At 66.4% G+C, this 23,732-nt stretch carries 25 protein-coding genes and 1 tRNA gene; 12 read left to right on the top strand and 14 right to left on the bottom strand.

Annotated elements, in window-relative coordinates; translation table 11 throughout:
* Nucleotides 1-177: 177 nt before the first annotated feature.
* The gene (locus J0I42_RS01285; RefSeq protein ID WP_291652013.1) at nt 178-1,263 is read right to left on the bottom strand and encodes a TRAP transporter substrate-binding protein; all 1,086 of its coding nucleotides are present in this window, start codon (nt 1,261-1,263) and stop codon (nt 178-180) included.
* A gap of 187 nt (nt 1,264-1,450) precedes the next feature.
* On the opposite strand from J0I42_RS01285, the gene J0I42_RS01280 reads away from it, so the two are divergent.
* Genes J0I42_RS01280 through J0I42_RS01270 form a run of 3 tightly spaced genes read left to right on the top strand, consistent with a single transcriptional unit; the run spans nt 1,451 to nt 3,816 of the window.
* Nucleotides 1,451-1,963, top strand: a complete 513-nt coding sequence (locus tag J0I42_RS01280; RefSeq protein WP_291652011.1) for a GNAT family N-acetyltransferase — start codon at nt 1,451-1,453, stop codon at nt 1,961-1,963.
* 24 nt (nt 1,964-1,987) lie between these two features.
* Entirely contained in the window at nt 1,988-3,040 is a 1,053-nt protein-coding gene (speB, locus tag J0I42_RS01275; RefSeq protein WP_291652009.1) for an agmatinase, read from the top strand.
* Nucleotides 3,037-3,816, top strand: a complete 780-nt coding sequence (locus J0I42_RS01270; RefSeq protein WP_291652007.1) for a hypothetical protein — start codon at nt 3,037-3,039, stop codon at nt 3,814-3,816. Before speB ends, J0I42_RS01270 begins: the two co-directional genes overlap by 4 nt.
* A gap of 88 nt (nt 3,817-3,904) precedes the next feature.
* Here the strand turns inward: J0I42_RS01270 and J0I42_RS01265 are convergent, their stop codons facing one another.
* A complete protein-coding gene (locus tag J0I42_RS01265) occupies nt 3,905-4,579 on the bottom strand; it encodes a polyamine aminopropyltransferase (RefSeq protein ID WP_291652005.1) in 675 nt (224 codons plus the stop codon).
* Nucleotides 4,580-4,757: 178 nt separating this feature from the next.
* On the opposite strand from J0I42_RS01265, the gene J0I42_RS01260 reads away from it, so the two are divergent.
* The 4 genes from J0I42_RS01260 (at nt 4,758) to J0I42_RS01245 (ending at nt 8,434) form a co-directional block, all read left to right on the top strand.
* Nucleotides 4,758-5,960: an MFS transporter gene (locus tag J0I42_RS01260; protein ID WP_291652003.1), complete on the top strand. Its 1,203-nt coding sequence runs from the start codon at nt 4,758-4,760 to the stop codon at nt 5,958-5,960.
* 201 nt (nt 5,961-6,161) lie between these two features.
* Nucleotides 6,162-6,935, top strand: coding sequence for a transporter substrate-binding domain-containing protein (locus J0I42_RS01255; RefSeq protein ID WP_291652002.1), 774 nt, complete (start codon nt 6,162-6,164; stop codon nt 6,933-6,935).
* 75 nt (nt 6,936-7,010) lie between these two features.
* On the top strand, nt 7,011-7,721 hold the full coding sequence (locus J0I42_RS01250) for an ABC transporter permease (protein WP_291652000.1): 711 nt from the start codon (nt 7,011-7,013) through the stop codon (nt 7,719-7,721).
* Nucleotides 7,718-8,434 carry an ABC transporter permease gene (locus tag J0I42_RS01245; RefSeq protein WP_291651998.1) on the top strand — a complete coding sequence of 239 codons (717 nt, stop codon included), beginning with the start codon at nt 7,718-7,720 and terminating at the stop codon, nt 8,432-8,434. Before J0I42_RS01250 ends, J0I42_RS01245 begins: the two co-directional genes overlap by 4 nt.
* 7 nt (nt 8,435-8,441) lie before the next feature.
* On the opposite strand, the gene map is transcribed toward J0I42_RS01245, so the two are convergent.
* Entirely contained in the window at nt 8,442-9,194 is a 753-nt protein-coding gene (map, locus tag J0I42_RS01240) for a type I methionyl aminopeptidase (RefSeq protein ID WP_291651996.1), read from the bottom strand.
* Between the two features lie 133 nt (nt 9,195-9,327).
* Between map and J0I42_RS01235 the strand changes: the two genes are divergently transcribed.
* A complete protein-coding gene (locus J0I42_RS01235; protein WP_291651994.1) occupies nt 9,328-10,194 on the top strand; it encodes an NAD(P)-dependent oxidoreductase in 867 nt (288 codons plus the stop codon).
* Nucleotides 10,195-10,211: 17 nt separating this feature from the next.
* On the opposite strand, the gene J0I42_RS01230 is transcribed toward J0I42_RS01235, so the two are convergent.
* From J0I42_RS01230 to solA, 3 genes are all read right to left on the bottom strand, one after another.
* Nucleotides 10,212-11,402 (bottom strand): multidrug effflux MFS transporter, encoded by a 1,191-nt coding sequence (locus J0I42_RS01230; RefSeq protein WP_291651993.1) that lies wholly within the window; start codon nt 11,400-11,402, stop codon nt 10,212-10,214.
* Nucleotides 11,399-11,602 carry a hypothetical protein gene (locus J0I42_RS01225; RefSeq protein WP_291651991.1) on the bottom strand — a complete coding sequence of 68 codons (204 nt, stop codon included), beginning with the start codon at nt 11,600-11,602 and terminating at the stop codon, nt 11,399-11,401. Before J0I42_RS01225 ends, J0I42_RS01230 begins: the two co-directional genes overlap by 4 nt.
* A gap of 64 nt (nt 11,603-11,666) precedes the next feature.
* On the bottom strand, nt 11,667-12,806 hold the full coding sequence (solA, locus tag J0I42_RS01220; protein ID WP_291651989.1) for an N-methyl-L-tryptophan oxidase: 1,140 nt from the start codon (nt 12,804-12,806) through the stop codon (nt 11,667-11,669).
* Between the two features lie 144 nt (nt 12,807-12,950).
* On the opposite strand from solA, the gene J0I42_RS01215 reads away from it, so the two are divergent.
* Entirely contained in the window at nt 12,951-14,735 is a 1,785-nt protein-coding gene (locus tag J0I42_RS01215) for a methyl-accepting chemotaxis protein (RefSeq protein ID WP_291651987.1), read from the top strand.
* 142 nt (nt 14,736-14,877) lie between these two features.
* Here the strand turns inward: J0I42_RS01215 and J0I42_RS01210 are convergent, their stop codons facing one another.
* From J0I42_RS01210 to moaA, 4 genes are all read right to left on the bottom strand, one after another.
* Nucleotides 14,878-15,642 carry a hypothetical protein gene (locus J0I42_RS01210; RefSeq protein WP_291651985.1) on the bottom strand — a complete coding sequence of 255 codons (765 nt, stop codon included), beginning with the start codon at nt 15,640-15,642 and terminating at the stop codon, nt 14,878-14,880.
* A gap of 10 nt (nt 15,643-15,652) precedes the next feature.
* Entirely contained in the window at nt 15,653-17,122 is a 1,470-nt protein-coding gene (locus J0I42_RS01205) for a hypothetical protein (RefSeq protein WP_291651983.1), read from the bottom strand.
* Nucleotides 17,112-17,711, bottom strand: a complete 600-nt coding sequence (locus tag J0I42_RS01200; RefSeq protein WP_291651982.1) for a hypothetical protein — start codon at nt 17,709-17,711, stop codon at nt 17,112-17,114. Before J0I42_RS01200 ends, J0I42_RS01205 begins: the two co-directional genes overlap by 11 nt.
* A 75-nt stretch (nt 17,712-17,786) precedes the next feature.
* Nucleotides 17,787-18,800: a GTP 3',8-cyclase MoaA gene (gene moaA, locus J0I42_RS01195; RefSeq protein ID WP_291652651.1), complete on the bottom strand. Its 1,014-nt coding sequence runs from the start codon at nt 18,798-18,800 to the stop codon at nt 17,787-17,789.
* Between the two features lie 160 nt (nt 18,801-18,960).
* Here moaA and J0I42_RS01190 point away from each other — a divergent pair, with 160 nt between their 5' ends.
* Entirely contained in the window at nt 18,961-19,323 is a 363-nt protein-coding gene (locus J0I42_RS01190; RefSeq protein ID WP_291651980.1) for a gamma-butyrobetaine hydroxylase family protein, read from the top strand.
* 56 nt (nt 19,324-19,379) lie between these two features.
* Here the strand turns inward: J0I42_RS01190 and J0I42_RS01185 are convergent, their stop codons facing one another.
* Together J0I42_RS01185 and J0I42_RS01180 are read right to left on the bottom strand one after the other, a co-directional pair.
* Nucleotides 19,380-19,958: a L,D-transpeptidase gene (locus J0I42_RS01185; RefSeq protein ID WP_291651978.1), complete on the bottom strand. Its 579-nt coding sequence runs from the start codon at nt 19,956-19,958 to the stop codon at nt 19,380-19,382.
* A gap of 178 nt (nt 19,959-20,136) precedes the next feature.
* Nucleotides 20,137-21,072 (bottom strand): lytic transglycosylase domain-containing protein, encoded by a 936-nt coding sequence (locus tag J0I42_RS01180; RefSeq protein WP_291651976.1) that lies wholly within the window; start codon nt 21,070-21,072, stop codon nt 20,137-20,139.
* Nucleotides 21,073-21,220: 148 nt separating this feature from the next.
* Here J0I42_RS01180 and J0I42_RS01175 point away from each other — a divergent pair, with 148 nt between their 5' ends.
* Both J0I42_RS01175 and J0I42_RS01170 read left to right on the top strand, forming a co-directional pair.
* A complete protein-coding gene (locus J0I42_RS01175; RefSeq protein ID WP_291651974.1) occupies nt 21,221-22,279 on the top strand; it encodes a hypothetical protein in 1,059 nt (352 codons plus the stop codon).
* A 157-nt stretch (nt 22,280-22,436) separates the two neighbouring features.
* The gene (locus J0I42_RS01170; RefSeq protein WP_291651972.1) at nt 22,437-22,643 is read left to right on the top strand and encodes a hypothetical protein; all 207 of its coding nucleotides are present in this window, start codon (nt 22,437-22,439) and stop codon (nt 22,641-22,643) included.
* Nucleotides 22,644-22,711: 68 nt separating this feature from the next.
* Here the strand turns inward: J0I42_RS01170 and J0I42_RS01165 are convergent.
* Both J0I42_RS01165 and J0I42_RS01160 read right to left on the bottom strand, forming a co-directional pair.
* Nucleotides 22,712-22,786, bottom strand: a tRNA-Val gene (locus J0I42_RS01165).
* 28 nt (nt 22,787-22,814) lie between these two features.
* The gene (locus J0I42_RS01160; RefSeq protein WP_291651970.1) at nt 22,815-23,513 is read right to left on the bottom strand and encodes an HAD family hydrolase; all 699 of its coding nucleotides are present in this window, start codon (nt 23,511-23,513) and stop codon (nt 22,815-22,817) included.
* Between the last annotated feature and the right edge of the window lie 219 nt (nt 23,514-23,732).

Below are 23,732 nucleotides of genomic sequence, written 5' to 3'. Positions count from 1 at the left end.
GGTCTGCGGGCGGGTGCAGGAGTAATTTGCATGGCAATCATGCAATTTCGTCATGAGTCGGCTTCGAGTCTTGTCGAAGCGCGATCGATGCAGCCGCGCGATGTCGTCGCTCTCTCACGAAAAAAGGCCCGGCTTTCGCCGGGCCTCGTGTGATGGAACGGTCGTTGCGCTGCGTCTTCAGCGGGCGCGTGTCCGGACCTGGAAGACGTCGAAGCTGAGCTCGGCGACCTGCCACCAGAGATACTGGTCGGAGCGGAAGGCGGCCATGGCCTCGATCGCCTTCTTGAAGTCCGGGTTCTTGGCCGAAATCTCGGCATAGAGCTCGTTCGAGGCCTTGAGACAGGCTTCCATCACGTCCTGGGGGAACGGGCGCAACTGCGTGCCGGCCGCGACCAGACGCTTCAGCGCCGGAGGGTTCACCACGTCGTAGCGGGCGGCCATCTGCGTGTTCGCATAGGCGCAGGCGGCGGTCAGCGCAGCCTGGTAGGCCTTCGGCAGCGCGTTCCACTTCTCCAGGTTGACGAAGGCGTGAACGGTCGGCCCGCCCTCCCAGAAGCCCGGATAGTAGTAGTACGGCGCGACCTTCGAGAAGCCGAGCTTCTCGTCGTCATAGGGGCCGACCCACTCGGCGCCGTCGATCGTGCCCTTCTCCAATGCCGGGTAGATGTCGCCGCCGCCGAGTTGCTGGGGCACGAGGCCGAGCTTCTGCAGCACCGAGCCGGCGATGCCGCCGATGCGCATCTTCAGGCCCTGGATATCGGCGACCGACTTGATCTCCTTGCGGAACCAGCCGCCCATCTGCGCGCCGGTGTTGCCGCAGGGGATGCCGTGGATGTTGAACTTCTTGTAGAATTCGTTGAACAGCTCGTTGCCGCCATTCTGGAACAGCCAGGCGTTCTGCATGCGGGCATTGAGGCCGAACGGCACCGAGGCGGCGATCGCGAAGGTCGGGTCCTTGCCGACATAGTAATACGAGACGGTATGGGCCATCTCGACGGTGTTGTTGGTCACCGCGTCGGCCGCCTGCAGCGCCGGGACGATTTCGCCGGCCGCGAAGACCTGGATCTGGAACTTGCCGTCAGTCAGCTCGGAGACCATCTTCGCCATGATTTCGGCGCCGGCATAGATCGTGTCGAGGGACTTCGGAAAGCTCGACGCCAGGCGCCATTTGATTTCCGGGTTCGACTGGGCAACGGCCGGCATGGCGATGGCGGTCGCAGCGGCGCCGGCTGCCGCGGTCTGGATAAACTGACGACGCTTCATCTAGGGCTCTCCTCGGGTGTCTGACGGGTGCGGGCGTTTCGAAACAGCTTCTGCCGCCCGGCGTTCAGAATCGGGTTGTAGCGAATGGATTTTCGAAGCGCGAGGGATTTTATCGCCGATTCTTGCGACTTTCGGCTAGTTTCCGTTGTCATCTTGGCGCCCTTTCGCCGGGGTGGTTAAAACGGCCATGATCGAGACCGACAATCTCATCCTGCGACGCCCGGAGATCGGCGATCTCGACGCGATCCACGCGATGCGCAGCGATCCCGAGATCATTCGTTTCCTCGGTGGCCGCCCTCTCAGCCGCGAGGAGGCCTGGCATCGACTCACCCGTATCGTCGGCCACTGGACCCTGCGCGGTTACGGCATGTTCGCGGTCGTCGAGAAACGCAGCGGTACCCTGGTCGGTGAAGTCGGGCTGTTCGACGGTTGCAGGGGCCTGCACGCGCAATTCGACGCCGCCCCGGAGGCGGGATGGATTCTGGCGGGCGCGGCGCACGGGAAGGGCTATGCGGGGGAGGCTGGCGCCGCCGCCCATCGCTGGTTCGCAGCGACCCACGGGGAGCGCCGCAGCGTCTGCATCATCGCGCCGGAAAATCTTGCCTCCTTCCGCGTGGCGTACAAGCTCGGCTACAAGAGTTTCGGACAGGTCGAGTATCAGAACGAGCCGGTGGTGATGCTCGAACGCATCCCCGGCTGAAGGGCGCGAGGCGGGGAGGCCGGCATGGATCAGGACAGGCTCGCGAAGCTGCGGGAACGTTATGCCGGCACTGGAGGCGGTGACATTCACGATCCGCGCTTCGCCAAGGTGGCGGCCGCCCAGTTCACCGGCGACAAGCGCAAATGGCCCTTCGCCGATGTCGCGACCTTTCTCGGCGCGCCCTATCGTCCCGATGCCTTGTCGATGCCCGGCCTCGGCGGCCTCGATGTCGCGATTGTCGGGGTTCCCATGGATCTCGGCGTCACCAACCGCGCCGGTGCGCGCCTCGGGCCCCGTGCCGTCCGCGCCGTCGAGCGCATGGGGCCGATGGATCATGTGCTGGGCACGGCGCCCTTCACCATGCTCGAGGCAGCCGATATCGGCGACGTATCCTTCCGCTCGCGCTATTCGCTGGAGAGCTGCCACGAGGATATCGAGGCGGCCTTCCGGACGATCGTCGAGGCCGGCGTCTCCCCGCTCGCCGTCGGCGGCGACCACTCCATCACCTATTCGATCCTGAAGGCCGTCGGCGCGAAGCGCCCGGTGGGCATGGTCCATATTGATGCCCATTGTGACACCTCCGGCCCCTTCGAAGGCTCGAAGTTCCATCATGGCGGGCCGTTCCGGCAGGCGGTGCTCGACGGCGTGCTCGACCCCGAACGCGTGATTCAGATCGGCATCCGCGGCGGCGCCGAATATCTCTGGGAGTTCTCCTACGAGTCCGGCATGACCGTGATTCACGCGAACGAGGTCGACGATCTCGGCCTCGACGCGGTGATCGCCCGGGCGCTGGCCGTGATCGGTGATGGGCCGACCTATGTCTCCTTCGACGTCGATTCGCTCGATCCGGGCTTCGCGCCCGGCACGGGCACACCGGAGGTCGGGGGCCTGAGCCCGCGCGAGGCTCTGGCGATTCTGCGGGCGCTGAAGGGACGCGACATCGTTGCTGCAGATGTCGTAGAAGTCGCCCCGCAATATGATGCGACCAGCAATACGGCGCAGTGCGCGGCGCAGGTGCTTTTCACCGAGCTCTGCCTGTTGGCTGAAGCGCGCGCCGCCGGAAAAGGAAGACCATGATTCGGATTCGATCGATCGCGGGCGTCGCCGCGCTGGGCGGGCTCTGCTTGCTGGCCCCCGCCGCCCGCGCCCAGGTGCCGGCCAACGGCAAGGCCTATATGGATGCCGCCTATGCCTCCGTCGAATCGCTGTTCAAGCTGTATGACGGCAAGCCCAGCCTGCCGCGGCTGTCGGACCCGGTCGACGGCAAGGTCCTCGCCGATATCTGGAATGTCCCGGCTATCCTCGGCAAGCCGCCTTATGGCGCCGATGACCTGCAGACGCTGCTCGATTTCGTGAAGAAGCAGACCAGCATCCTGCAGGCCTATGCGTTGTTCTCGCCGCAGCCGGGCCGGAAGGCTCCGGATCAGGCGGCGAATGCCGTCGAATTCCAGGATGAACTGACCCGGACACGCGTCTTCCTGCTCCAGGCGGCAGGCGGCGTCCTGTCGGCGATCAACGATTTCGCCTTCAAGCTGAAGGATCAGGACAAAACCGAAGAGCGGGCAAGGGGCCTGCGGGAGATGCGGCTCGGTCTTCAGGAAATCGTCGTCGGCTCGGCGCTGGCATTGCGCAGCCCCGACATGCGCGATGCGAATCGTCTGTTGATCGCGCAAGCCTTCGCAGAGAATGGAGCCGGTATCGCCAGCGCTCTTGCTCCGCCGGACCGCAACGCGCTCGTGTCCGCGCTCCAGGCCGTCCGCCCGTCCCTGAAATCGGAGGCGCAGAAAGCGATCGCGGATTTCGCCACTGCCGTGACGGCCGCTCCCTGCGAGGGTTTCTGCCTCGTCAACTAGAGCCTTCTCAAGCTCAGTGAATACCGGCGGCGTGACGAGAATGCGCCGACTCAAAAAAGAGAGGCACCGGGCGGCGGCGCCGTCGCTTTCAGGGCCGCGTCGCCAGCCAGATCACATGCCGCGCTCCGCCGCCGGTGCGGCGGGCGCGGGCGGTTACCTCTTCGGTGGTGAAGCCGGCCTGGCGCAGGCGCCGCGTGAAGCCATGGTCAGGCCCCGAGGACCAGACTGCCAGGATGCCGCCGGGCCGGAGTGCAGCCTTTGCGGCGTGTAGCCCCGCCGCCCCGTAGAGCTGGTCGTTGCCGGCGACGGTCAGCCCTTCTGGGCCGTTGTCGACATCGAGCAGGATGGCGTCGTGGCGCCCCTTGCCGTTGGCGATCGCCGCGGCGACGTCGGTAACGTTGACCCGCACGCGGGCATCGTCGAGGCAGCCGGCGAAGAGCGCGGCCATTGGTCCCCGTGCCCAGGCGACCACGGCGGGAAGCAGTTCCGCCACCTCCACCTGCGCTTCCGCCGGCAGATGCGCGAGCGCGGCCCGCAGAGTGAAACCCATTCCCAGCCCGCCGATCAGGATATTGGGCCTTTTTCGCCCTGCCAGCCGGTCGCAGACCAGCCTCGCGAGCGCTTCCTCCGAACCGCTGAGACGACTGTTCATCAATTCGTTGCTGCCGAGCATGATCGAGAACTCGGTGCCGCGCTGCTTCAGCCGGAGGTCGCCGCTGCCGTCGGGCAAGACTGTCGTGTCAAGAGTGGTCCAGGGTATCACGTCGCTTTCACCTGTCTGGGAAGCCGTCTTATAGCGCATTCGGCGCAAACGCTCGGAAGCCGGAGCGTTATGCGTTGATCGCATGAAATATCGCCATATGTGCCGTTGTTCGGTTGGTTGTGCATGGCTATTTCATGCTGCGATGCAGCACGTCGCTGCCCTTCCGTGAAAGCCCGTCATGACGCTCGCCGCGAATGATCGCAGCCTGGACGTATCCGCGTCCGTCCATGCGCCCGCCTCGGCAGGGCTCGTGCTGTTCGCGCTCGCCATGGGTGGTTTCGCGATCGGCACCACCGAATTCGCGACGATGAGCCTGCTTCCCTATTTCTCGGCCGGGCTCGAAATCGACGAGCCGACCGCGGGCCATGTCATCAGCATCTACGCGCTCGGCGTGGTGGTCGGCGCGCCGCTGATCGCCGTGCTGGCGGCGCGCATTCCGCGGCGCAGTTTGCTGATCGGGTTGATGGGCCTGTTCGCGTTCGGCAATGCACTGAGCGCCTTGGCTCCGAACTATCACTGGATGCTGGCCTTCCGCTTTCTGAGCGGTCTGCCGCATGGCGCCTATTTCGGTGTCGCGGCGCTGGTCGCAGCCTCGCTCGCCGCCCCGAATCGGCGGGCGCAGGCCGTGTCGCGCGTCATGCTCGGTCTCACGGTCGCGACAATTCTCGGCGTTCCCGTCGCGAGTTGGATGGGGCAGGTGCTCGGGTGGCGCACGGGCTTCGCCGTCGTGGCAGGGCTTGCCCTGCTGACGGTTGGCCTGATCGCGCTGTTCGCGCCGCGCGACGTCGTGCTGCCAGGCGCGAGTCCGCTGCGGGAACTCGGAGCATTGAAGCGCAGGCAGGTCTGGCTGACGCTGGCAACGGGCGCGATCGGCTTCGGCGGTCTCTTCGCGGTCTATACCTATGTCGCCTCGACGTTGATGGCGGTGACCGGGGTTTCGCCCACGCTCGTCCCGGTCGTGCTGGCGATCTTCGGCCTGGGGCTGACGGTCGGCACGCTCGTCGCCGGCTGGGCTGCCGATCGGGCGCTCGTTCCGGCGACGGCGGCCATGCTGCTCTGGAGCGCTCTCTGGCTGGCGGCGTTCCCCTTCGCAGCCGGCAATATCTGGGCGATCTCGCTGGTCATCTTCATGATCGGCAGTGGCGGAGGGCTTGGCGCCATGTTGCAGACCCGCTTGATGGATGTTGCTGACGACGCGCAGACGCTCGCAGCAGCGCTCAACCACAGCGCCTTCAACACCGCGAATGCGCTCGGCCCGTGGCTTGGCGGCCTGGCGATCGCCGCGGGCTATGGCTGGACCTCGACCGGCTGGGTTGGGGCAGGGCTGGCGCTGGGCGGCCTGGCGATCTGGATCGTCGCGGTGCTCGACGCCCGCCGTTGAGCCGCGCGGCGGAGCCTTTCGCCCGCCCACTGTGCCTGCTTCTTTGGTCGCATGCCGGCTCCCGGCGCGGATTTGGACGCTTAAGCTGCGAAAAGCTGCACCGATCCCTCTTGCGAGCGGAACGAAAACGCGCCCAATCTGTCGCCACAGAACCGGACCGGGACAACAGCAACACCGGCCGGCTGAATCTGCGGAGGTCCCATGAAGAGTTTCGTTCGTTTCATCGCGGCGGCGGCGTTGACGGTTGCCGGCGCGACGGGGGCGCTCGCCCAGGCCAAGGAGTGGAAGGAGATCCGGATCGGCACCGAAGGCGCCTATCCGCCCTACAACAACCTGAATGCCAAGAAGGAGCTCGAAGGCTTCGAGATCGACTACGGCAACCTGCTCTGCGAGAAGATGAAGGTGAAATGCACCTGGATCGTGCAGGACTGGGACGGCATCATCCCCGCGCTGCAGGCCAACAAGTACGACGTCATCTTCGCCGGGATGAACGCGACCGACGAACGCAAGAAGCAGGTCGATTTCACCTCGGTCTACAGCAAGACCCCGATCTGGATGATCGGCCCGAAGAACACCAAGTCGGATGACATCTCGCCAGCCGCGCTCAAGGGCAAGTCGATCGGCGCGCAGGGCTCGACGATCCACGCCAACTACGTCGAGAAATTCTACAAGGATTCGACCGCGCGCCTCTATCCGACCCAGGAGGAGGCCAATCTCGATCTGCTCAACGGCCGTCTCGACTACATCGTCGCCGACGCGCTCGCGCTTGCCGATTTCCTCAACGGGAAAGGCAAGGACTGCTGCAAGAAGATCGCCGAGGTGAAGCGCGACGACGCCATCCACGGTCCCGGAGTCGCCGGTGCTGTCCGCAAGTCGGACACGGCGCTCAAGGACATGATCAGCAAGGCCATCGCCGAGACCATGGCCGACGGCTCGCACAAGAAGCTCGAGGACAAGTGGTTCAAGTTCGATTGATCTGACCACCGACGATGATCACCCGCCGGCCGCATCGCGCCGGCGGGCCTCAGCTCCTCGCGCGCCGGCCCTCCCATGTTCGACAAATTCGCACTGCTTGGCTTCGGGGCCGGCGGCTGGGGCCTGGCCCTGCTGCAAGGCGCAGCCAACACCATCTCCGTCGCTCTAGCGACATTGCCGTTCGGCCTGGCGCTCGGGCTCGTCATCGCGCTGTGGAAGCGCTCCGACTATGTGATCCTGCGGGCGCTGGCGACGATCTATACTACCGTCTTCCGCGGCGTACCGGAGCTTCTGACCCTTTACATCATCTATTTCGGCATCCAGGTGCTGGTTCAGAAAATCTGGACCGGCTTCTCGATCCCGCCCTTCGTCGCCGGCATGGTCGCGCTCGGGCTGGTGCTCGCCGCCTTCTCCAGCGAGGTCTGGGTCGGCGCGCTGAACTCGATCCAGAAGGGTCAGCGCGAGGCTGCCGCGGCACTCGGCCTGTCGAAGGGGCAGGCCTTCCGCCTCGTCGTCTTCCCGCAACTGATCCGCGTGGCGCTGCCCGGCCTCGGGAACAACTGGATGGTGTTGCTGAAGGAGACGTCGTTGATCTCCGTGATCACGCTGCAGGACATCATGTTCATCGCGACGCGGGCCAATGTCGTGACCAAGGAACCGTTCCTATTCTTCGGCACGGCGATGCTGCTCTATTTCTTCTTTTCGCTGGTGTCCGCCTGGGGCATCGAGAAGCTGGAGCAGCGCACCAATCGCGGCCAGGCCGCCTTCGGCGGAGCGACGCGATGAACTGGTGCGAATATCCCGGCGCCTGGCTCGGCAGTGAGGTCTTCCAGAACTACGGCTGCCGCATGGCGAGCGGCCTCTGGGTCACCTTCGAACTCGTCGCGATCTCGGTCGCCATCGGCTTCTTTCTGGCGCTCGGCCTTGCCATCGCCCGGCTCTACGGGTCGCGCTGGGCGCGCGTTGCGGTCAGCGGCTACACCACGTTCCTGCGTGGCACGCCGCTGCTCTGCCAGCTCTTTCTCGTCTATTACGGTTTCGGGCAGTTCCGCGAGTTCTGGCAGGATACCGGCCTGTGGTGGTTCTTCCGCGAGCCGTTCTACTGCGCGGTCTTCACCTTCACGGTGAACACCGCCGCTTATCAGGCAGAAATCCTGCGCGGCGCCATCCAGTCGGTCCCGCGCGGACAGTTCGAGGGCGCATTGTCGCTCGGCCTGCATCGCTGGGCGACCCTGCGCCTCGTCGTGCTGCCGCAGGCGATGATCCTGGCGTTGCGCCCGCTCGGCAACGAGTTGATCGTGATGATCAAGTCGAGCGCGATCGTCTCGCTGGTGACGCTGTTCGACCTGATGGGCTCGACGCGGCTCGCCTTCGCGCGCTCCTTCGATCTCTCGATCTATCTCTATGCCGCGCTGATCTATCTCGTCCTGGTCGAGATCATCCGGCGCGTCTGGGATAGGCTCGAGATCAGGCTGAGCCGGCACATGGTGCTGCGCTGATCCGGCCTCAGCCGGGCAGGGTCAGCACCACCGCGCCGCGCGGTGTCGCGACGACGGTGTGCTCGTACTGGACCGTCGGCGCGCAAGGGTCGCTGTAGAGCGTCCAGCGATCGCCGTCGGCATTCTCGGCCCAGTCCGCGCCCAGCGACAGGAACGGCTCGACGGTGAAGACGAGCCCGTTCGTCATGGTCCGGCGCTCTTTACGGTCGGGCCAGGTCGCGATCTCCGTCGGCTCTTCGTGGAGCGAGCGGCCGACGCCATGGCTCGCGAGATTGCGCACCAGCGTATAGCCGTTCTTCTGGGCGAACCGCCCGACCGCCTGCCCGATCCCGGCCAGAGGCTTGCCGGCGCCGACCTGCCCGATGCCGGCCCAGAGTGCGCGTCGGCCGTCACGGCACAGCCGGTCCAGCTTCGGCTTGACCGGTGGCACGGCGAAGGAGGCGCCGGTATCGCCGAAGAACCCGTTCTTCTCGGCGGAGACGTCGATATTGACGAGGTCGCCGGCGAGAATCCGTCTTTCGCCGGGAATGCCGTGGGCGATCTCCTCGTTGACGCTGATGCAGGTCGCGCCGGGGAATTCATAGGCGAGCTCCGGGGCAGGGCGCGCGCCGTGGCGTTCGAGATAGTCGCGGCCGATCGCATCGAGCTCGGCCGTGGTCATGCCGGGCTCGATCGCCTTGCCCATGGCTGCGAGCGCGCGGGCGACGATGCCGCCGATCTCCTTCAGCGCCTGCAATTCGTCGTCGTTCGATATGGTCATGCACCGGAGCTAAGCCGCCAAGCGTGACGCTGCAAGGGAAAAGCCGCATGGGCGGGTGGCGCGCAATCGCCTTCCCCACCCGGCGGGCGCAGGCTAAAGCGTGACGGTCTTCGGAGAAAAGCGGGAGTTCGGCATGGCCAAAGTCGCATTCATCGGTCTCGGCGTGATGGGGTTTCCCATGGCCGGCCATCTCAAGGCCAAGGGGCATGAGGTCACCGTCTACAACCGTAACCCGACGAAAGCGCAGGAATGGGTCTCCCGCCATGGCGGCGTCTCGGCGCCGACCCCGGCCGATGCCGCGAAGGGCCAGGAGATCGTCTTCTGCTGCGTCGGCAATGACGACGATCTTCGCTCCGTGACGACGGGTGAGAACGGCGCCTTTGTCGGAATGGAGAAGGGCGCGATCTTCGTCGACCACACCACGGCCTCCGCGAATGTCGCCCGCGAACTCTATGAAGCTGCCAAGCAGGGCGGCTTCGGCTTCGTCGATGCGCCCGTCTCGGGCGGGCAGGCCGGCGCCGAGAATGGCGTGCTGACCGTGATGTGCGGCGGCGAGCCCGAGACCTATGCGCGTGTCGAACCTGTGATCGCGAGCTTCGCGCGCATGTGCAAGCTGATGGGCCCGGCCGGCTCCGGCCAGCTCACCAAGATGGTCAACCAGATCTGCATCGCCGGCCTCGTCCAGGGCCTGTCGGAGGGCGTCCATTTCGCCAAGCGCGCCGGGCTCGATGTCGAGACCATGCTGGAGGTCATCTCGAAGGGTGCCGCCGGCTCCTGGCAGATGGAGAATCGCGGCAAGACGATGAACCAGAACAAGTTCGATTTCGGCTTTGCCGTCGACTGGATGCGCAAGGATCTGGGCATCGTCCTCGACGAGGCCCGTCGCAACGGCGCGCAGCTTCCGGTCACCGCGCTGGTCGACCAGTTCTATGCCGAGGTCCAGAAGATGGGCGGCAACCGCTGGGATACGTCCAGCCTGATCGCCCGTCTCGAAGGCTGAGATCGCGCCTTGCCCGGCTAGCTGGCCGGGTTGGACCGCGCACGTACGCAGCTGACGGCGGCGAGGCCCGCCGCCGTCAAGAGCCAGACCAGCAAATTCATCGATTGCGGCCAGAGCGTCACCAGCCAGCTGATCAGCACGGTGAGCGCCGCGCTGAAGCCGAGCTGGGTTGCTCCGAGGAGACCGGCCGCCGAGCCCGCCAGTTCAGGCCGGGCCGAGAGCGCCTCTGCCGTCGCGCCGGGGATCGTCAGTCCGTTGCCCATCGCATTCACGGCCAGCGGCAGAAACAGCGTCAGCGGCGACCACCAGGGTGAGAACGACAGGGCCAGCGCAATGCCGGTGCCGATGAAGGAGATGGTGAGGCCGCGCCGCACCATCCTCTGCGTGCCCACGCGCACCGCCAGCCGCGACATGGTGAAGTTGCCGATCATGTAGCCGAGCGCATTCAGGATGAAATAGGTGCCATAGACGTCCGAGCCGTACCCCATCGTCTCGACCACGATATAGGGCGTCGCGGCGATGAAGACGAAGAAGGCGGACGAGGCGGCGGAGCCCGCGGCGACGTTCAGCATGAAGTCGCGGTTGCGCACGAGTTCCGGAAAGACGCGGAAGATGCCGAAGAGCGAGCTCTGCCGGCCACGATTGGGTGCCGTCTCGGGCAGGCGGGCGACCGTGAACACGAGCACGACGATGCCGAACAGCATCATGAACCAGAAGATCGCACGCCAGCCGAGGGCGGTCTCGATCTGGCCGCCGAGCCAGGGCGCGATCATCGGTGCCACCACCATGACCATGGTGACGGTGGCAATCTGGCTTGCGGCGTTGTCGCGATCGGCGGTGTCGCGGATAATCGCGCGCGACAAGGCGAAGACGGCGCCACCGCCAGCCCCTTCCAGCACCCGCGCGATCAGCAGGATATGCGTCGTGGGGGCCAGCGCTCCAAGCACGGAGCCCAATACGAACAGAACGACACCCGCATTGACGCAGGGGCGGCGTCCGAAGCGATCCGAGAGCGGCCCGATTACGAGCTGCGTCAGGGCGACCGCCACCAGGAACAGCGTCAGCGTGAGCTGGATAGTGGCGTAATTCGAGGCAAAATGCCGCGCGAGCGCGGGCGTGGCCGGCGCGAGCAGGTTGAGCGCGATCGGCTGCAGCGCCGAGATCGCGACGAGGATCGCGAGCGTGGGTTTGACCGCAGCCGCCGTCATGCCGCCGACTTTCTCATGAGCTTCGGACCGGAAGCGAGCCGCATGCGGAGCCGATGCATGGTGCAGAGCGGGCCCCCGGAGAAACCGGTCACCACCGCGCAGCACGCTATCAGCGCGAACGCCTGCCCGGCCGCGTGAATCTCGCATGTGAGCTTCATGAAGACGTCGTTGATGACGAAGAGCGACATCGCCGCGAGCATCAAGACGATGCTGCGGCGGTTTTCGGCTGCGTTGAGCAAGAGTTCGGATCCGGTTTGGGAGGCTTCAGGCCGGCAGGCGTGACAGGGAGAACGGCTTCAGGTCGAACGGGGATCGCCCTGTGGTCGACAGATCGGCGAGAATCTCGCCGATCGCGCTCGCGAACTTGAAGCCATGGCCCGAGCAGGCCGAGGCGAAGACGGCCTGTGGCACACCCGGCACCGCATCGATGATGAAGCCCTCGTCCGGCGAGACCGTGTAGATGCAGCCCTTCACCGTCAGCGGTTCGCCGGCGGCATCGGGGATGTAGCGCGACAGGCATTCGCGGATGCGCGCGACCTGGTTTGCGCTCGGCGTGCGGTCGGGATCGCGCGGGTCCATCGGCTCGCGTCCGAAATGCGGCCCGCCGAGCTTGAAGCCGGGGTGCTCGTAGAGCGGGAAGCCGTAGAAATTGCCTTCCTCGACGCTGAGGATGAAGACCGGGAAGGCACCTTCGCGGAAGAGCTCCGGCCGGCGCGTCGTGAACCAGCCGATCGCCTGCTTCACCGTATCGACCTGCTTGGCGAGCGCCGGCACCGCGTCGGCGATCCAGCCGCCCGAGGTGATGACGAGGCGCCCGGCCGAATAGGTGCCGCGTTCGGTGCGCACGATCACGCCGCCCTGCGCCGTCGGCGTCCAGTCGAGCATGGGTTCGTTGGTGCGGATTTCGGCGCCGCGCGACTGAGCCAGCCCGACATGGGCATAGATCGCCTTCTCGGAAGCGACGAAGCCGCCATCCGGCTGCCACAGGCCGATATGTCCTTCCGGGAGCTGGAAAGCCGGGAAGCGCCGCGTCACCTCCGCGCCTTCCAGGACTTCATGGCTCAATCCGTGATCGAGGCAGGATTGCAGCGAGGATTCGACCGGTCCGCCACCTTTCGGAGCGAGGTCGAGCGAGCCCGTGACATGGAGCAGCTTCATGCCGGCCTGCTCGCCGGTCTGCGTCCAGAGCTCGTGCGCCCGCTTCACGATCGGCACGTAATGCGAGCCTTCGAAATAGGCGAGACGGATGATGCGGGTCAGGCCGTGGGACGAACCCATCGCATGGCCGAGATCGAAGCGTTCGAGGCCGAGCACCTTGAGCCCGCGCTGGGCCAGATGCCAGCAGGCAGCGGACCCCATGGCGCCAACACCGGCGACGATGACGTCATAGCTGTGCTGGCTCATGGCTGCCCATCCCGATGGCGCGTGTTTCCCAGCCATACAGGGGCCGGCGACGAGGGTCCATTGCATCTCCGGCAGGGGCGCCGTGCGGCGATGGGGAAGCCTTTGTTAATCAGCCGGGATCATAACCGGCTCCGAGCTTGACCTATGGTGAGACTGGCGGGGATGCAGGGCAGGATTCGACGGTGGCTGGGCGCGGGGCGGGCGGCGGAGGACATTCCCCCGGCGCCGGTACCGGTCGAGGATGCCGTGTTCCGGCAGGCGGTGACCCGGTCCTATGATCCCTCCGTCCATGACGCAGTCGACGACATCGAGCGCGACATCCTGTTTGCGATGCACCGGTTGACCCGGGAACTCGGCGAGGTCGAGCAGCGCTCGGCCGAGTCGGAGAGCGGCTCGCGCGTCATCCTCGAGAATGCCGGCAGCATGCGCGTTGCCGTGGGTGCCGCCAGCGAGAACGCGTCCGCGCTTGCTGCCGCGACCCATCAGGTTTCGCAGGCGGCCGAACAGGTCGATGGTGCCGTCGGGAGCGTCCGCGACAAGCTCGACGCCGCGGTATCGCGGGCCGGCGAGGCGGCGCTGATGCTGGATGGCTTGGCCGAGGCGACCGGGGAAATCCGCGGTATCGTCGATTCGATTGCCGAGGTCGCTCGCCAGACCAATCTTCTCGCACTCAACGCGGCGATCGAGGCAGCCCGTGCCGGGGAGGCCGGGCGCGGCTTCGGCGTCGTCGCCCATGAGGTGAAGTCGCTTTCCGTCGAGGTCAGCGAGGCCGTCTGCCATATCCGGGAGCGGGTCGATCGCCTGACCCGCGCCGCTCAAGGCTCGACCGGCATCGTCAACGACACCTTGCAGATCGTGCGCGACGTCAACCCGATCATGGCGACGATAGGGCGGGCTTCGCAGGAACAGGCGAATTCGACCGCGGAACTCTCACGGAGTGCGCGGGAAACGGCTCTTTTCGTCGAGAGCGTCGCGCATCGCGCTGACGAAATCGACCGCATTGCGCACGAGACGGCCGCGGAAAGCGAGCGCGCCCGGCGAGCCACGCAGAAGGGCAGCCGCCTGCTCGGCAATATGCTCCGGCGCTTCAAGCCCGTGCTGCGCCATTCGGCCTTTGCCGACCGGCGTCGCTTCGACCGCTTCCCGACGGCGCGCAAGGCGCATCTCGTCATCGGCAGCGTCGATGTCCTTGGCCGGCTCGTCGATCTTGGCCGCGGCGGGGCCTTGCTGGCTGGCTCGTCCCAGACGCGATTGCCCAGCGGGAGTGCGGGCGTCGTCACGATCGAGGGACTGCCGCCGCTGCCGTGCCGCATGACGGACTCCAGCGAACTCGGCCTGCATCTCGCCTTCGCCGACGATGCCGCCAATGGCTGCGGTGCGCTGGCGGGTATGATCGAAGAGATCGAACGCTCTTATCGCCCCCTGATCGAGCGCGCCCAGGATTTTGCTAGCGAGGTGGCGGCTGCGATGGAAAGCGCCATCGATCGCGGCCTGCTCTCCGTGGATGATCTGTTCGATCTTCGTTATGATCCGGTCGTCGAAAGCGAGCCCAGGCAATATCTGAGCCCGAGCCTGCCGGCGCTCGAAGCAATCCTGCCGCCCTTGCTCGCCGGCACGCTTGCCTCCGATCCGCGCCTGGTCTTCGCCCTGCCGAGCGATCGCAACGGCTATGTGCCGGTCCATCACGCCGCCTGGTCACAGCCGCAGCGCCCCGGCGAACCCGTCTGGAATGCGGCTTACGCTCGCAACCGGCGGATCGTCGACAGCCGCGCCGGCTTGAGCGCGGGGCGCTCTATCCGCCCGTTCCTGATCCAGCTCAGCCGGCATGAGAACGACGATGGCCGTAGCGAATTAGTGAGCGAGCTCAACGCGCCGCTGCGCGTTCGCGGCCGCCATTGGGGTGGCGTGCGGATGGGGTACCGGCTCTGAAGGCAGGCATCGCGTTTATTGATGCGATCCACGACTGTTATCCGGCATGCGCAGCGGCACACGGTGCCGCTGCGCGGATGCTGGGTCCTCGGCAGGAAAAGGCCACTTCTCGTCACACGGGATGGCCGCGCGTGTCGTCGTTCTACAGCCGATCCCAGCTAACGGTGATGGCGAGCTTCTGGAAAGCGCCTTTCCACAAGGTCGCCGCCTGTTCGAGCCTCGCAGCGTCATAGACGCCTTGGACCTGGTGGATGCTCAGCTCCCAGCTCGACGCTCCCGAATCCTGCCAGACCTTGCCGAGCAGGCGCCGCAGACGCTCCGGATCGCGTGCGCCGGCACCATTGCCGAACATCGTGAACTGGCTCGAGTTCTGCAGCATGTCGGAGACGAGCATGATCTTGCGGTCGCCGCTCGGGACGCGGTTCTCGCGGCGTGAGACGACATCGCCGATCGCCTCGACGATGGGCGACTGGTTGCCCTTGGCCGGCTGCGTCAGCACGGTCAGCGCCTCGTCGAGCGGGCGGCCGAATTTCTCGAGCCATTTGACATATTCGCGCCGCGGGTTGCCGATCAGCTCGCTGGCGGTCTTACCAGGATTGCAGAGCGAGACGAGCGACGGGAAGCCGGGTTCGAACACGTCGTTGAACACGTAGATCGACAACATCCGGTCGGTCGGCAGCTCGTCGCCGGCCTGCTTCACCAGCGCCTTCAGGCGCTTCGCCTGCACCTCGCTCCACGGGTCGCTCTTGTCTACGAGGATCAGCGTGTGCCCGACGGGGCCGGTCTTCGGACACAGGGTTTCCTGATCGCGCGGCGGGCCGCGCAGCAGGGAGGGCGCCGCGAAGAAGCCGACAAGGCCAAGCCCGGCGAGCACGGAGGCGACGATTGCCCAGTTCTCGGTCTTCATCCGGCGACCTCTAGCTCTTCATGGCGGCGAAATCCTCCGCCGTCTGCTTCTGGGCCGCTTCGTCCTGCTCGAAGGCGTCGCGCCCGGCTTGTGCCGCGCGCAGCTTCACCTGCTCGATCTCGCCGGCAAGGTCGATCCCGCGCAGCAGCACCAGCCGATCCCTGAGCTTGGCCTCGATCAGCGCCGGCATGCTGGTGAGCTGCTGCTCGAAATCGTCGATCTGGCGCCGCGCCGCGACATATTCCGGCAGCTCTGCCGGTTGGTCGATCTCGGCCAGGTTGAGCGATTGCGTGAAATAAGCGGGTGGCAGATCGGTGCGGACCCTGAGATTGGCCTCGCGATATTGCATCATCGCCGCGTCCTTGGCGGCGCGAAGCTGCCCGAGGCGCGAGAGATAGAGATCGCGCGCCTTTTCGGCCGCGGCCTTCACGCCCTGCAGCTTGCCGAGCTCGTCGCGGCAATTCTCCCGGAAGCCGTCGACCTGGGTGCGGATCGCCTCCAGCTCCGGGAGCAGTTCGGCATCGAGACGGCGCCGCTCCTCCTCGACCGCGCTCCAGCGCAGGCGCCAGCGCTTATAGGCGGTGGCGTGGCCGGGATAGGTGCCGAAGGCGGTATATCCCTTGGTCGCCGAGACGAAGGCCACGAGGCAGCCGATGATGACGAGCGCGACCGACTTGATGTCATAGATGGCGAAGGGGTTCTCCATCATGCGCGGCATCACCTGGAAGGAGCGCGCATCCGGGTTGGCGATCAGCATTTCGCGGTAATGCCCGACCGCGAGATTGAACAGGACGATGAGCCCGATCATCCCGGCATAGGCCGGCAGCGCCCAGAACAGATGCGAGCTCTTCACGTGCTGGCAATAGCGCGCCGGGCCCACCCCCATGAAGAAGCCGAGCGCGACGTTGAGCGCAGAGATGATCACGGCGGTCGCCGCGCCGCCGACCAGGCCGAAATCGCTGGCCTCGGCGAAGAAATTGCCGTTGAGCAGGCTCTCGATCACCAGCGGCACGACGAGGAAGAAGAGGATGAACTGCCACTTGTCGAGCTTGGGATCGGCCCGGCGCTTGTTCTCGTAGTTGAAGAAGGCGTATTCGCGCTTGGCCCGGAGCGCGTCGTAGACGCGCTGCTCCAGCTCGCCGCCATGCTTGTTCAGCATCGCGCGCATCGTCGCCTCGACGCCGCGCACGCGGCCCTCGAAGCGCTGCTGCGTGAACAACTCGCGCCGGCTGGCGATCTCCGCCTGGATGGCGTTCAGGCTCGCCGCCGCCTCCTGCCGCAGCGTGGCGAAATGCTCGCGCGCCCGGGCGATCAGCGTCTGCTCGGTCTGCGAGAGCATGGTCGCATGGGCCGGAGGCTGGTTCTCGACGGCATCGCTGGCGCCGTGATGCCCAGCCTTGACCGACTCGGCCAGATGATGGGCCGTCGGCGCAGGGCTCATGCGCACGGCCCGCAAGGTCGGGCCCCCGTCACTCGCCATGGGCGGCTCGTATCAGAAAATGGCGGGCCTCGACGATATCGGCCCAGAAATCGCGGAAGCCGGGATAGGCCGGGCGCAGATAGGCGCGCTTGAACCAGAGCGTCAGCACGACGAGACCGCAGAGGCCAAGGGTCGGCAGGACCGCGCCCGCAAGGGCTGGAATTCCCTCTGCAGCCAGGTGTGACGCCATCAACGCCAGCCCGAGCGCACTCGCGATCGCCAACAAGGCCAGAACGCAATGGCGGCCGGTATCGTAAGCAAGTTGCAGGGCCGCGGTCATGATGACGATGGCGAAGGCCGCGCAGAGTTCGAGCACCGCAATCCCTGCGACGGTTGCCGCGATGCCGGCCAAGATCCCCGTCGGAGAGGCCGGCGAGAGCACGAGGAAGACGCCGCGCGCTGAGGACCAGGCCAGGAACAGGCAGAACAATAGCGTCGCGAGAAGCAGCATGGCGATCAGGGGCAGGGCACGCCGCAGGTTCGCGGCCATGATGGCGAGTCGCGCCGCATGGGTCTGCCTGATGGCATCATCGATCGCGCTCGCGGCCGCCCTGATCCGGCGGGCCATCGCCCTGAACTGTGACCGCATGCAACTCCACCCGTCGGCCCGGACGGTGACCGCATTCGGCCGAAGGGTCAAGCGAGGGGTGGCGTCGAGCGGCGCTCAGCCGCCGGTGACGCTCATGTGCCGGCCCACGGCGGGGCCGTTATGGCGGCGATCGATGATGAAATCGTGGCCCTTCGGCTTGCGCGCGATCGCCTCGTCCATGGCGCGGAAGAGCAGGGCGTCGTCCTGCGAGGCCCGGAGCGGAGCGCGCAGATCGGCGGCGTCCTCCTGGCCGAGGCACATATAGAGCGTGCCGGTGCAGGTCAGGCGCACGCGGTTGCAGCTCTCGCAGAAGTTATGGGTCAGAGGTGTGATGAAGCCGACGAGCCCGCCGGTCTCCTTGACGCGGACATAACGCGCCGGTCCGCCGGTCCGGTAGGGATCGTCGACGAGCGTGTACTTGTCCATCAGCCTCCCGCGCACCACCGAGAGCGGCAGGTACTGGTCGACGCGCCCGACCTCGATCTCGCCCATCGGCATGACCTCGATCAGGGTCAGGTCCATGCCGAGCCCGTGCGACCAGAGCATCAGATGCTCGATCTCGTCGTCGTTGACGCCCTTCAGCGCCACCGCGTTGATCTTGACCCGCATGCCGGCCTTACGGGCCGCCTCCACGCCGTCGAGCACGATCTTGAGATCGCCCCGGCGGGTGATCTCGCGGAACTTGTCGGGGTCGAGCGTGTCGATCGAGACATTGATGCGGCGCACACCATAGCCGGCGAGCTCGTCGGCATAGCGATGCAGCAGCGACCCGTTGGTCGTCAGCGTCAATTCGTCAAGCGCACCGGAGGTGAGGTGGCGCGAGAGCGAGCGGAACAGGCTCATGATGTCGCGGCGCACCAGCGGCTCGCCGCCGGTCAGGCGCAGTTTGCGGGTGCCGCGCGCGACGAAGGCACTGGCGATCCGGTCGAGCTCTTCCAGCGTCAGCAATTCCTTGCGCGGCAGGAACTTCATGTCCTCGGACATGCAGTAGACGCAGCGGAAATCGCAGCGATCCGTCACCGAGATGCGCAGATAGGAAATCTTGCGGCCGAAGGGGTCGACCAAGGGCGGCCGCGTCAGCGGCTTCATGTCGTCGAGCAGCACGTCTGCCTCACGTTCTCGCATTGTGGAGCGGCCGGTCCGCGCAGGATGCGGGCGCGCCTTCACATTGCTATGATATGACATTGGCACTGCTTTGGCGAAGGTCAAGCACTAGCCGGCTGCTGCCTGCGAAGGACGAATACCGCCCATGTCATCCTGGCCGACCGAACTGCGCCTCTCCAAGGACCGCCGAACCCTGCACGTCGCCTTCGACGACGGTGCGAGTTTCGCGCTGCCGGCCGAGCTCTTGCGCGTCGAAAGCCCCTCGGCCGAGGTCCAGGGCCATCATCCCAGCCAGAAGACGATCGTGCCCGGTAAGGCCGGTGTCGAGATTCTCCGGGTCGAGCCGGTCGGCCATTACGCTGTCAGGATCGGCTTCGACGACATGCATGAGACCGGCATCTACGCCTGGGACTATCTGCGCGAACTCGGCGAGCAGGGCGAGGAGAAGATGCGGGCTTATATCGCGGCCCTGGCGGAGAAGGGGCTGTCGCGCGAGCGGAAGCGCTGAGGTCCAAATGAAAAGGCCGGCGTTTCCGCCGGCCTCGTTCCGATCCCGCGTTTCGCTCAGCGCGCGACGACGACGCGGGTGCCGACCTTGGCGCGCTCGTAGAGGTCGATCACGTCCTCGTTGAGCATGCGGATGCAGCCCGAGGACACCGCCTGGCCGATCGTCTCCGGCTCGTTCGAGCCGTGGATGCGGTACAGGGTCGACCCGAGATAGAGCGCGCGAGCGCCCATCGGGTTGTCCGGACCGCCCGGCATGAAGCGCGGCAGGTCGGGGCGGCGCTTCAGCATCTGGGCCGGCGGCGTCCAGGTCGGCCATTCCTGCTTGCGCGAGATGGTCTGGGTGCCCGCCCAGTCGAAGCCGGGGCGGCCGACGCCGACGCCGTAGCGCATCGCCTTGCCGTCGGGCATCACGAAATAGAGGCGGCGCTCGGTCGAGTCGATGACGATCGTGCCGGGCCTCTGCTTCGTCGGATAGTCGACGATCTCACGCGGAATGGCAGTCGCCTGCGCCTTGGCCGGGTCCACATACTGGACGAGCGGCTGGCGGGTCAGAGGGTCGATTTCGGCTCGGGCGGCGGAGCCCAGAGCGAGCAGGCCAAGGCCGGCGAGCAAGGCCAGGCGGGTGGAGCGGATCATCGGAGGAACCTCGGGCGGATCGGGACGGCTGGTCGCGAAAATGACGCAGAAAAGTCAACGTCTCCTCAACGTCCTGTCAGCTTCCCCGGGGTCGTGCAATCGGGCCGCAATCACATCGCCGACAGCAGTCAAGCTTTGCCGTGCTGCGTTGCGCGCATGCAACATTGCGCGATGGTTGTCAGCTCCTCAGGACGACGCAGGCGCCGCGGTCGGCCTGGATGCGCCGGCAGAGAGCGGTCGCCTCGGCGCGTGTCGCCGCCGGCAATCGCACCCGGTAGAAGGCGCGCGTTCCCCGGCTGCGCAGGCGCGTTCCGATCACCATCGGCGGCAGCGCTCCGATGATCGCGCGATGGCGGGCGCCGGCCCGCTGGAACGTGGCGAGCGCCCGCGCCTTCGAGAAATTGCCGGCGAGCTGCACGCCCCAGGGCGCGAAGGGCGCTTCCGCGATCGCGGGGAGGGCAGGGCGGGATTGCCGGATCGCGACCAGCGTCGGCGCGCAGCTCGCCTGTGCATCCTTGTCGCGGGTGGCCGGCGGCACTGGCGGCGAGCGTCCATCGCCATTGGCGCGGTCCACCGCTTCCTCCGCCCAGTCCTCGGCGGTCCGGCCGGTGATGACGAAGACATAGTTCTCGGTTTCGCTCGGCAGGAAGCGTGTCTGCCCGGCCTTGCGAGCGGCGAGCCAGCCCGCGACGCGGTTCGGCCCGCCATTATAGGCCGCTGCCGCGAGGCCCCAGTTGCCGAAGCGGTCGCGCAATTCAGCCAGGAAATGCGCCGCCTTGGGCACCGCCTGCTCGGGGTCGAACGGATCGATCAGGCCGCGTTCGCGGGCTGTACCGGGCATGAACTGGGCGACGCCCTGCGCGCCGGCCGGGCTGGTCACGCCGGGCCGGAAGCTCGATTCCTGGAAGATCAGCCGGGTCAGGAAGGCGGCGGGTACGGATTGCGCCTTCGCGGCGTCATCGATCAGGCGGCAGAGCGCATCCTGGATGCCGGACGATGCCGGCATCGGCTCCTCAGCCGCCTGCGCCGGGCATGACAGGAGCGCGAAGGCGAGCAGCGATGCGGCAAGTCCACGTGACCAGCGGAGCGAATGACGGAAACGGCCTGGCGTCATCGGCCTTCTCTGCCATGTTCGGGGGCTTGCCGCCATGCGGCGCGCCTTTCGCGTTGTGACGAGGTACCGGCCTGTGCGAAGAGGGCGCCGCGCAGGCGCCCGTTCATTGAGGCAGTCGCGCCTCGGTTCGATGGAGCGAAAGGCCGGAATGGCGAAGGCCTGGGTTCAGTGGTCGCGATGGTTCCTGGCGGCGGCGATGGTCGTGGCCGGCCTGCTCTTCGCCTTTGTCGCGGTGCTCGATCCTTTCGGCATGCGCGTCCATGCCGGGCAGGCGCCGCGCCCGATCATGGATATCAACCAGCGCTTCATGTATCCGCAACTCGTCCGCTCCGGGCGCTTCGATGCGGCGGTAATCGGCACCTCGACGATGCGCCTGCTCGATCCCGAGGTTCTGTCGCGCGGACTCGGCGCTCGCTTCGTCAATCTCGCGATGAACGCTGCCACGCCCTGGGAGCAGGTGCAGATGGCGCAGCTCTTCCGTCAGCATGTCCGGGCCCCGAAGCGCCTGATCTGGGGCATCGACACGACCTGGTGCGAGGCCGATGCGGTCGACGAGGCCAAGCGACTGACGCCGCGGCCGGTGCCGGCCTGGCTCTCCCGCGAGGTGGGCTGGAGCGACTGGCCGAAGCTGCTCAACCTGACCAATCTCGAGATAGCCGGCCGGCTCATGGCCTATCGGTTGGGCTGGTCGCCCGAGCGCATCCGCGGCGACGGTTACGAGGTCTTCACGCCGCCCGAGGCGAGCTACGACATTGCCCGCGCGCGCGGGCACATCTACGCGGGTCATGGCGGTACGATCGCCGACCTTGCGCCCTTGTCGCCGCCAGCCGCCATTGCGTCGGCCGAGAGCGCGACCTGGCGTTTTCCGGCGCTGTCCTGGCTGGAGGAGAGCATTGCGACTCTCCCGAAATCCACGCAGGTGATGCTTGTCCTGCCGCCTGCCCATCTGATGGCCTATCCGCGCGAGGGTTCGGCCGGCTGGCAGCGCTATGCCCGGTGCAAGGCCGATATCGCCGCATTGGCCCGCCGGCACGGCGCGGTGGTCGTCGACTACGCCCATGCCTCGCCGATTACGTCGCAGGATGCCAATTACTGGGACCCGCTGCATTTCCGGCTGGCTGTTGCGGCCCGCTTCGGCGAAGAGCTGGCCCGTATCGGCAAGGGTGACGCGCCATTGGCCGACGGGGCGGCGATCGTGCAGCGCTGAGGGATATCAGCTTCCAGGGCTTCTTCTCGCGGCGGGCGATAGGCCGATGGCCCTTTTGCGCTCTCGATGAACGGCGGGTACTGGAGCTGTACGGAAGCGCGCTGATAGCGTTCGCGCTCCTCGACAGGATGCCCACAGCACAGGACCGCAAACGATCATGCCGAAGCTCTGCAAGTTCACCTCGCCGGCCGATGGAAAACCCGTCTACGTCAATCCCGAGCAGGTGGCGGTGGTCTATCAGTTCAAGGGAACGCCGGCGGACACGATCATCGCCTTCGGGAAGGATTTCCTTCTCGGCGTGAAAGAGAGTGTCGATGAGGTCGTTGCGACGCTGGAACGGGCATCGTCGGATAAGGCCGGGTAGGGCCACGATTCAAAGCCGCACGGCTTGGCGCGCTGCCGCGACCGACGATGTCGGAAAATCCGGAAAAATGGTGGGCGATACAGGGATCGAACCTGTGACCCCTCCCGTGTGAAGGGAGTGCTCTACCGCTGAGCTAATCGCCCGGACCCGGCCTCTCCTAGTCGGCGCGCCTCATGCCGTCAAGGACGTCCGGGGAGGAGATTTGAGCACGCGGCCGACGGCCCCGTGCAGCTCGTCGAAATGCTGGATGACCAGATCAGGCTCCAGTGTCTCGATCGGTACGTCCGTATAGCCGAAGGGCACGCAGATCGTCGGGATGCCGGCGGCGCGCGCGGTTGCGATGTCCGTGCGGGAATCGCCGATCATTACGGCCCTTGCCGGATCGGCCTTGGCCGCCGCGATCGTGAGAGTCAGATGGCGCGGGTCCGGCTTGAAATAGGGGAAGCTGTCGCGGCCGGCGACCGCCGCGAAGCGGCCGGCGATGCCGAAATGAGCGAGCATCAGCTTCGTGTGCAGGATCGGCTTGTTGGTGCAGACCGCGAGCGCATAGCCTTCGCCGGCCAGCGCATCGAGCGCCCCCAGCACGCCGTCGAAGAGATGGCTGCTGCCCGCCGTATCCTGCGCATAGATCTCCATGAATTCCTGGAAGAGCCGCTCCAGCGTTTCCGGGTCGAGCGGCCTGCCGGAGACCTTGAAGCCGCGCTCGATCAGGACGCGCACGCCCGCTCCGACGAGTTCGCGGGCCCGCTCCAGCGGCAGGGCCGCCAGCCCTTCGCGGACCAGGATCAGGTTGAGGACCCGCATGATGTCCGGAGCCGTCTCGGCGAGCGTTCCGTCGAGATCGAAGACGACGATGGGGGGCAGACTCATGGTCGGAACCTTCGGTGTGATTCGGTCGGGCGAGACTCGGTTAAAGGTCGTTGCGGCCGGGCTGGCAAGCCCTGCGTGCGGGCCACCCCAAAATCGCCGCGCGAGATGGTATCGTGCGCGCGATTCGTCGCGCGGCCGGCGGCAGGGAAGATCATCATGTCGAATTTCACGGGAAGACGGGCTGGAATCGCAGGGTTGCTGCTCGGGGCGGGGCTTGGG

Origin of the sequence: Allobosea sp. (assembly GCF_017308015.1) — a bacterium.
Lineage (GTDB): Bacteria > Pseudomonadota > Alphaproteobacteria > Rhizobiales > Beijerinckiaceae > Allobosea.
Note: the sequence above shows the minus strand (reverse complement) of the source record. Positions and strands in the feature narration are given on the sequence as shown.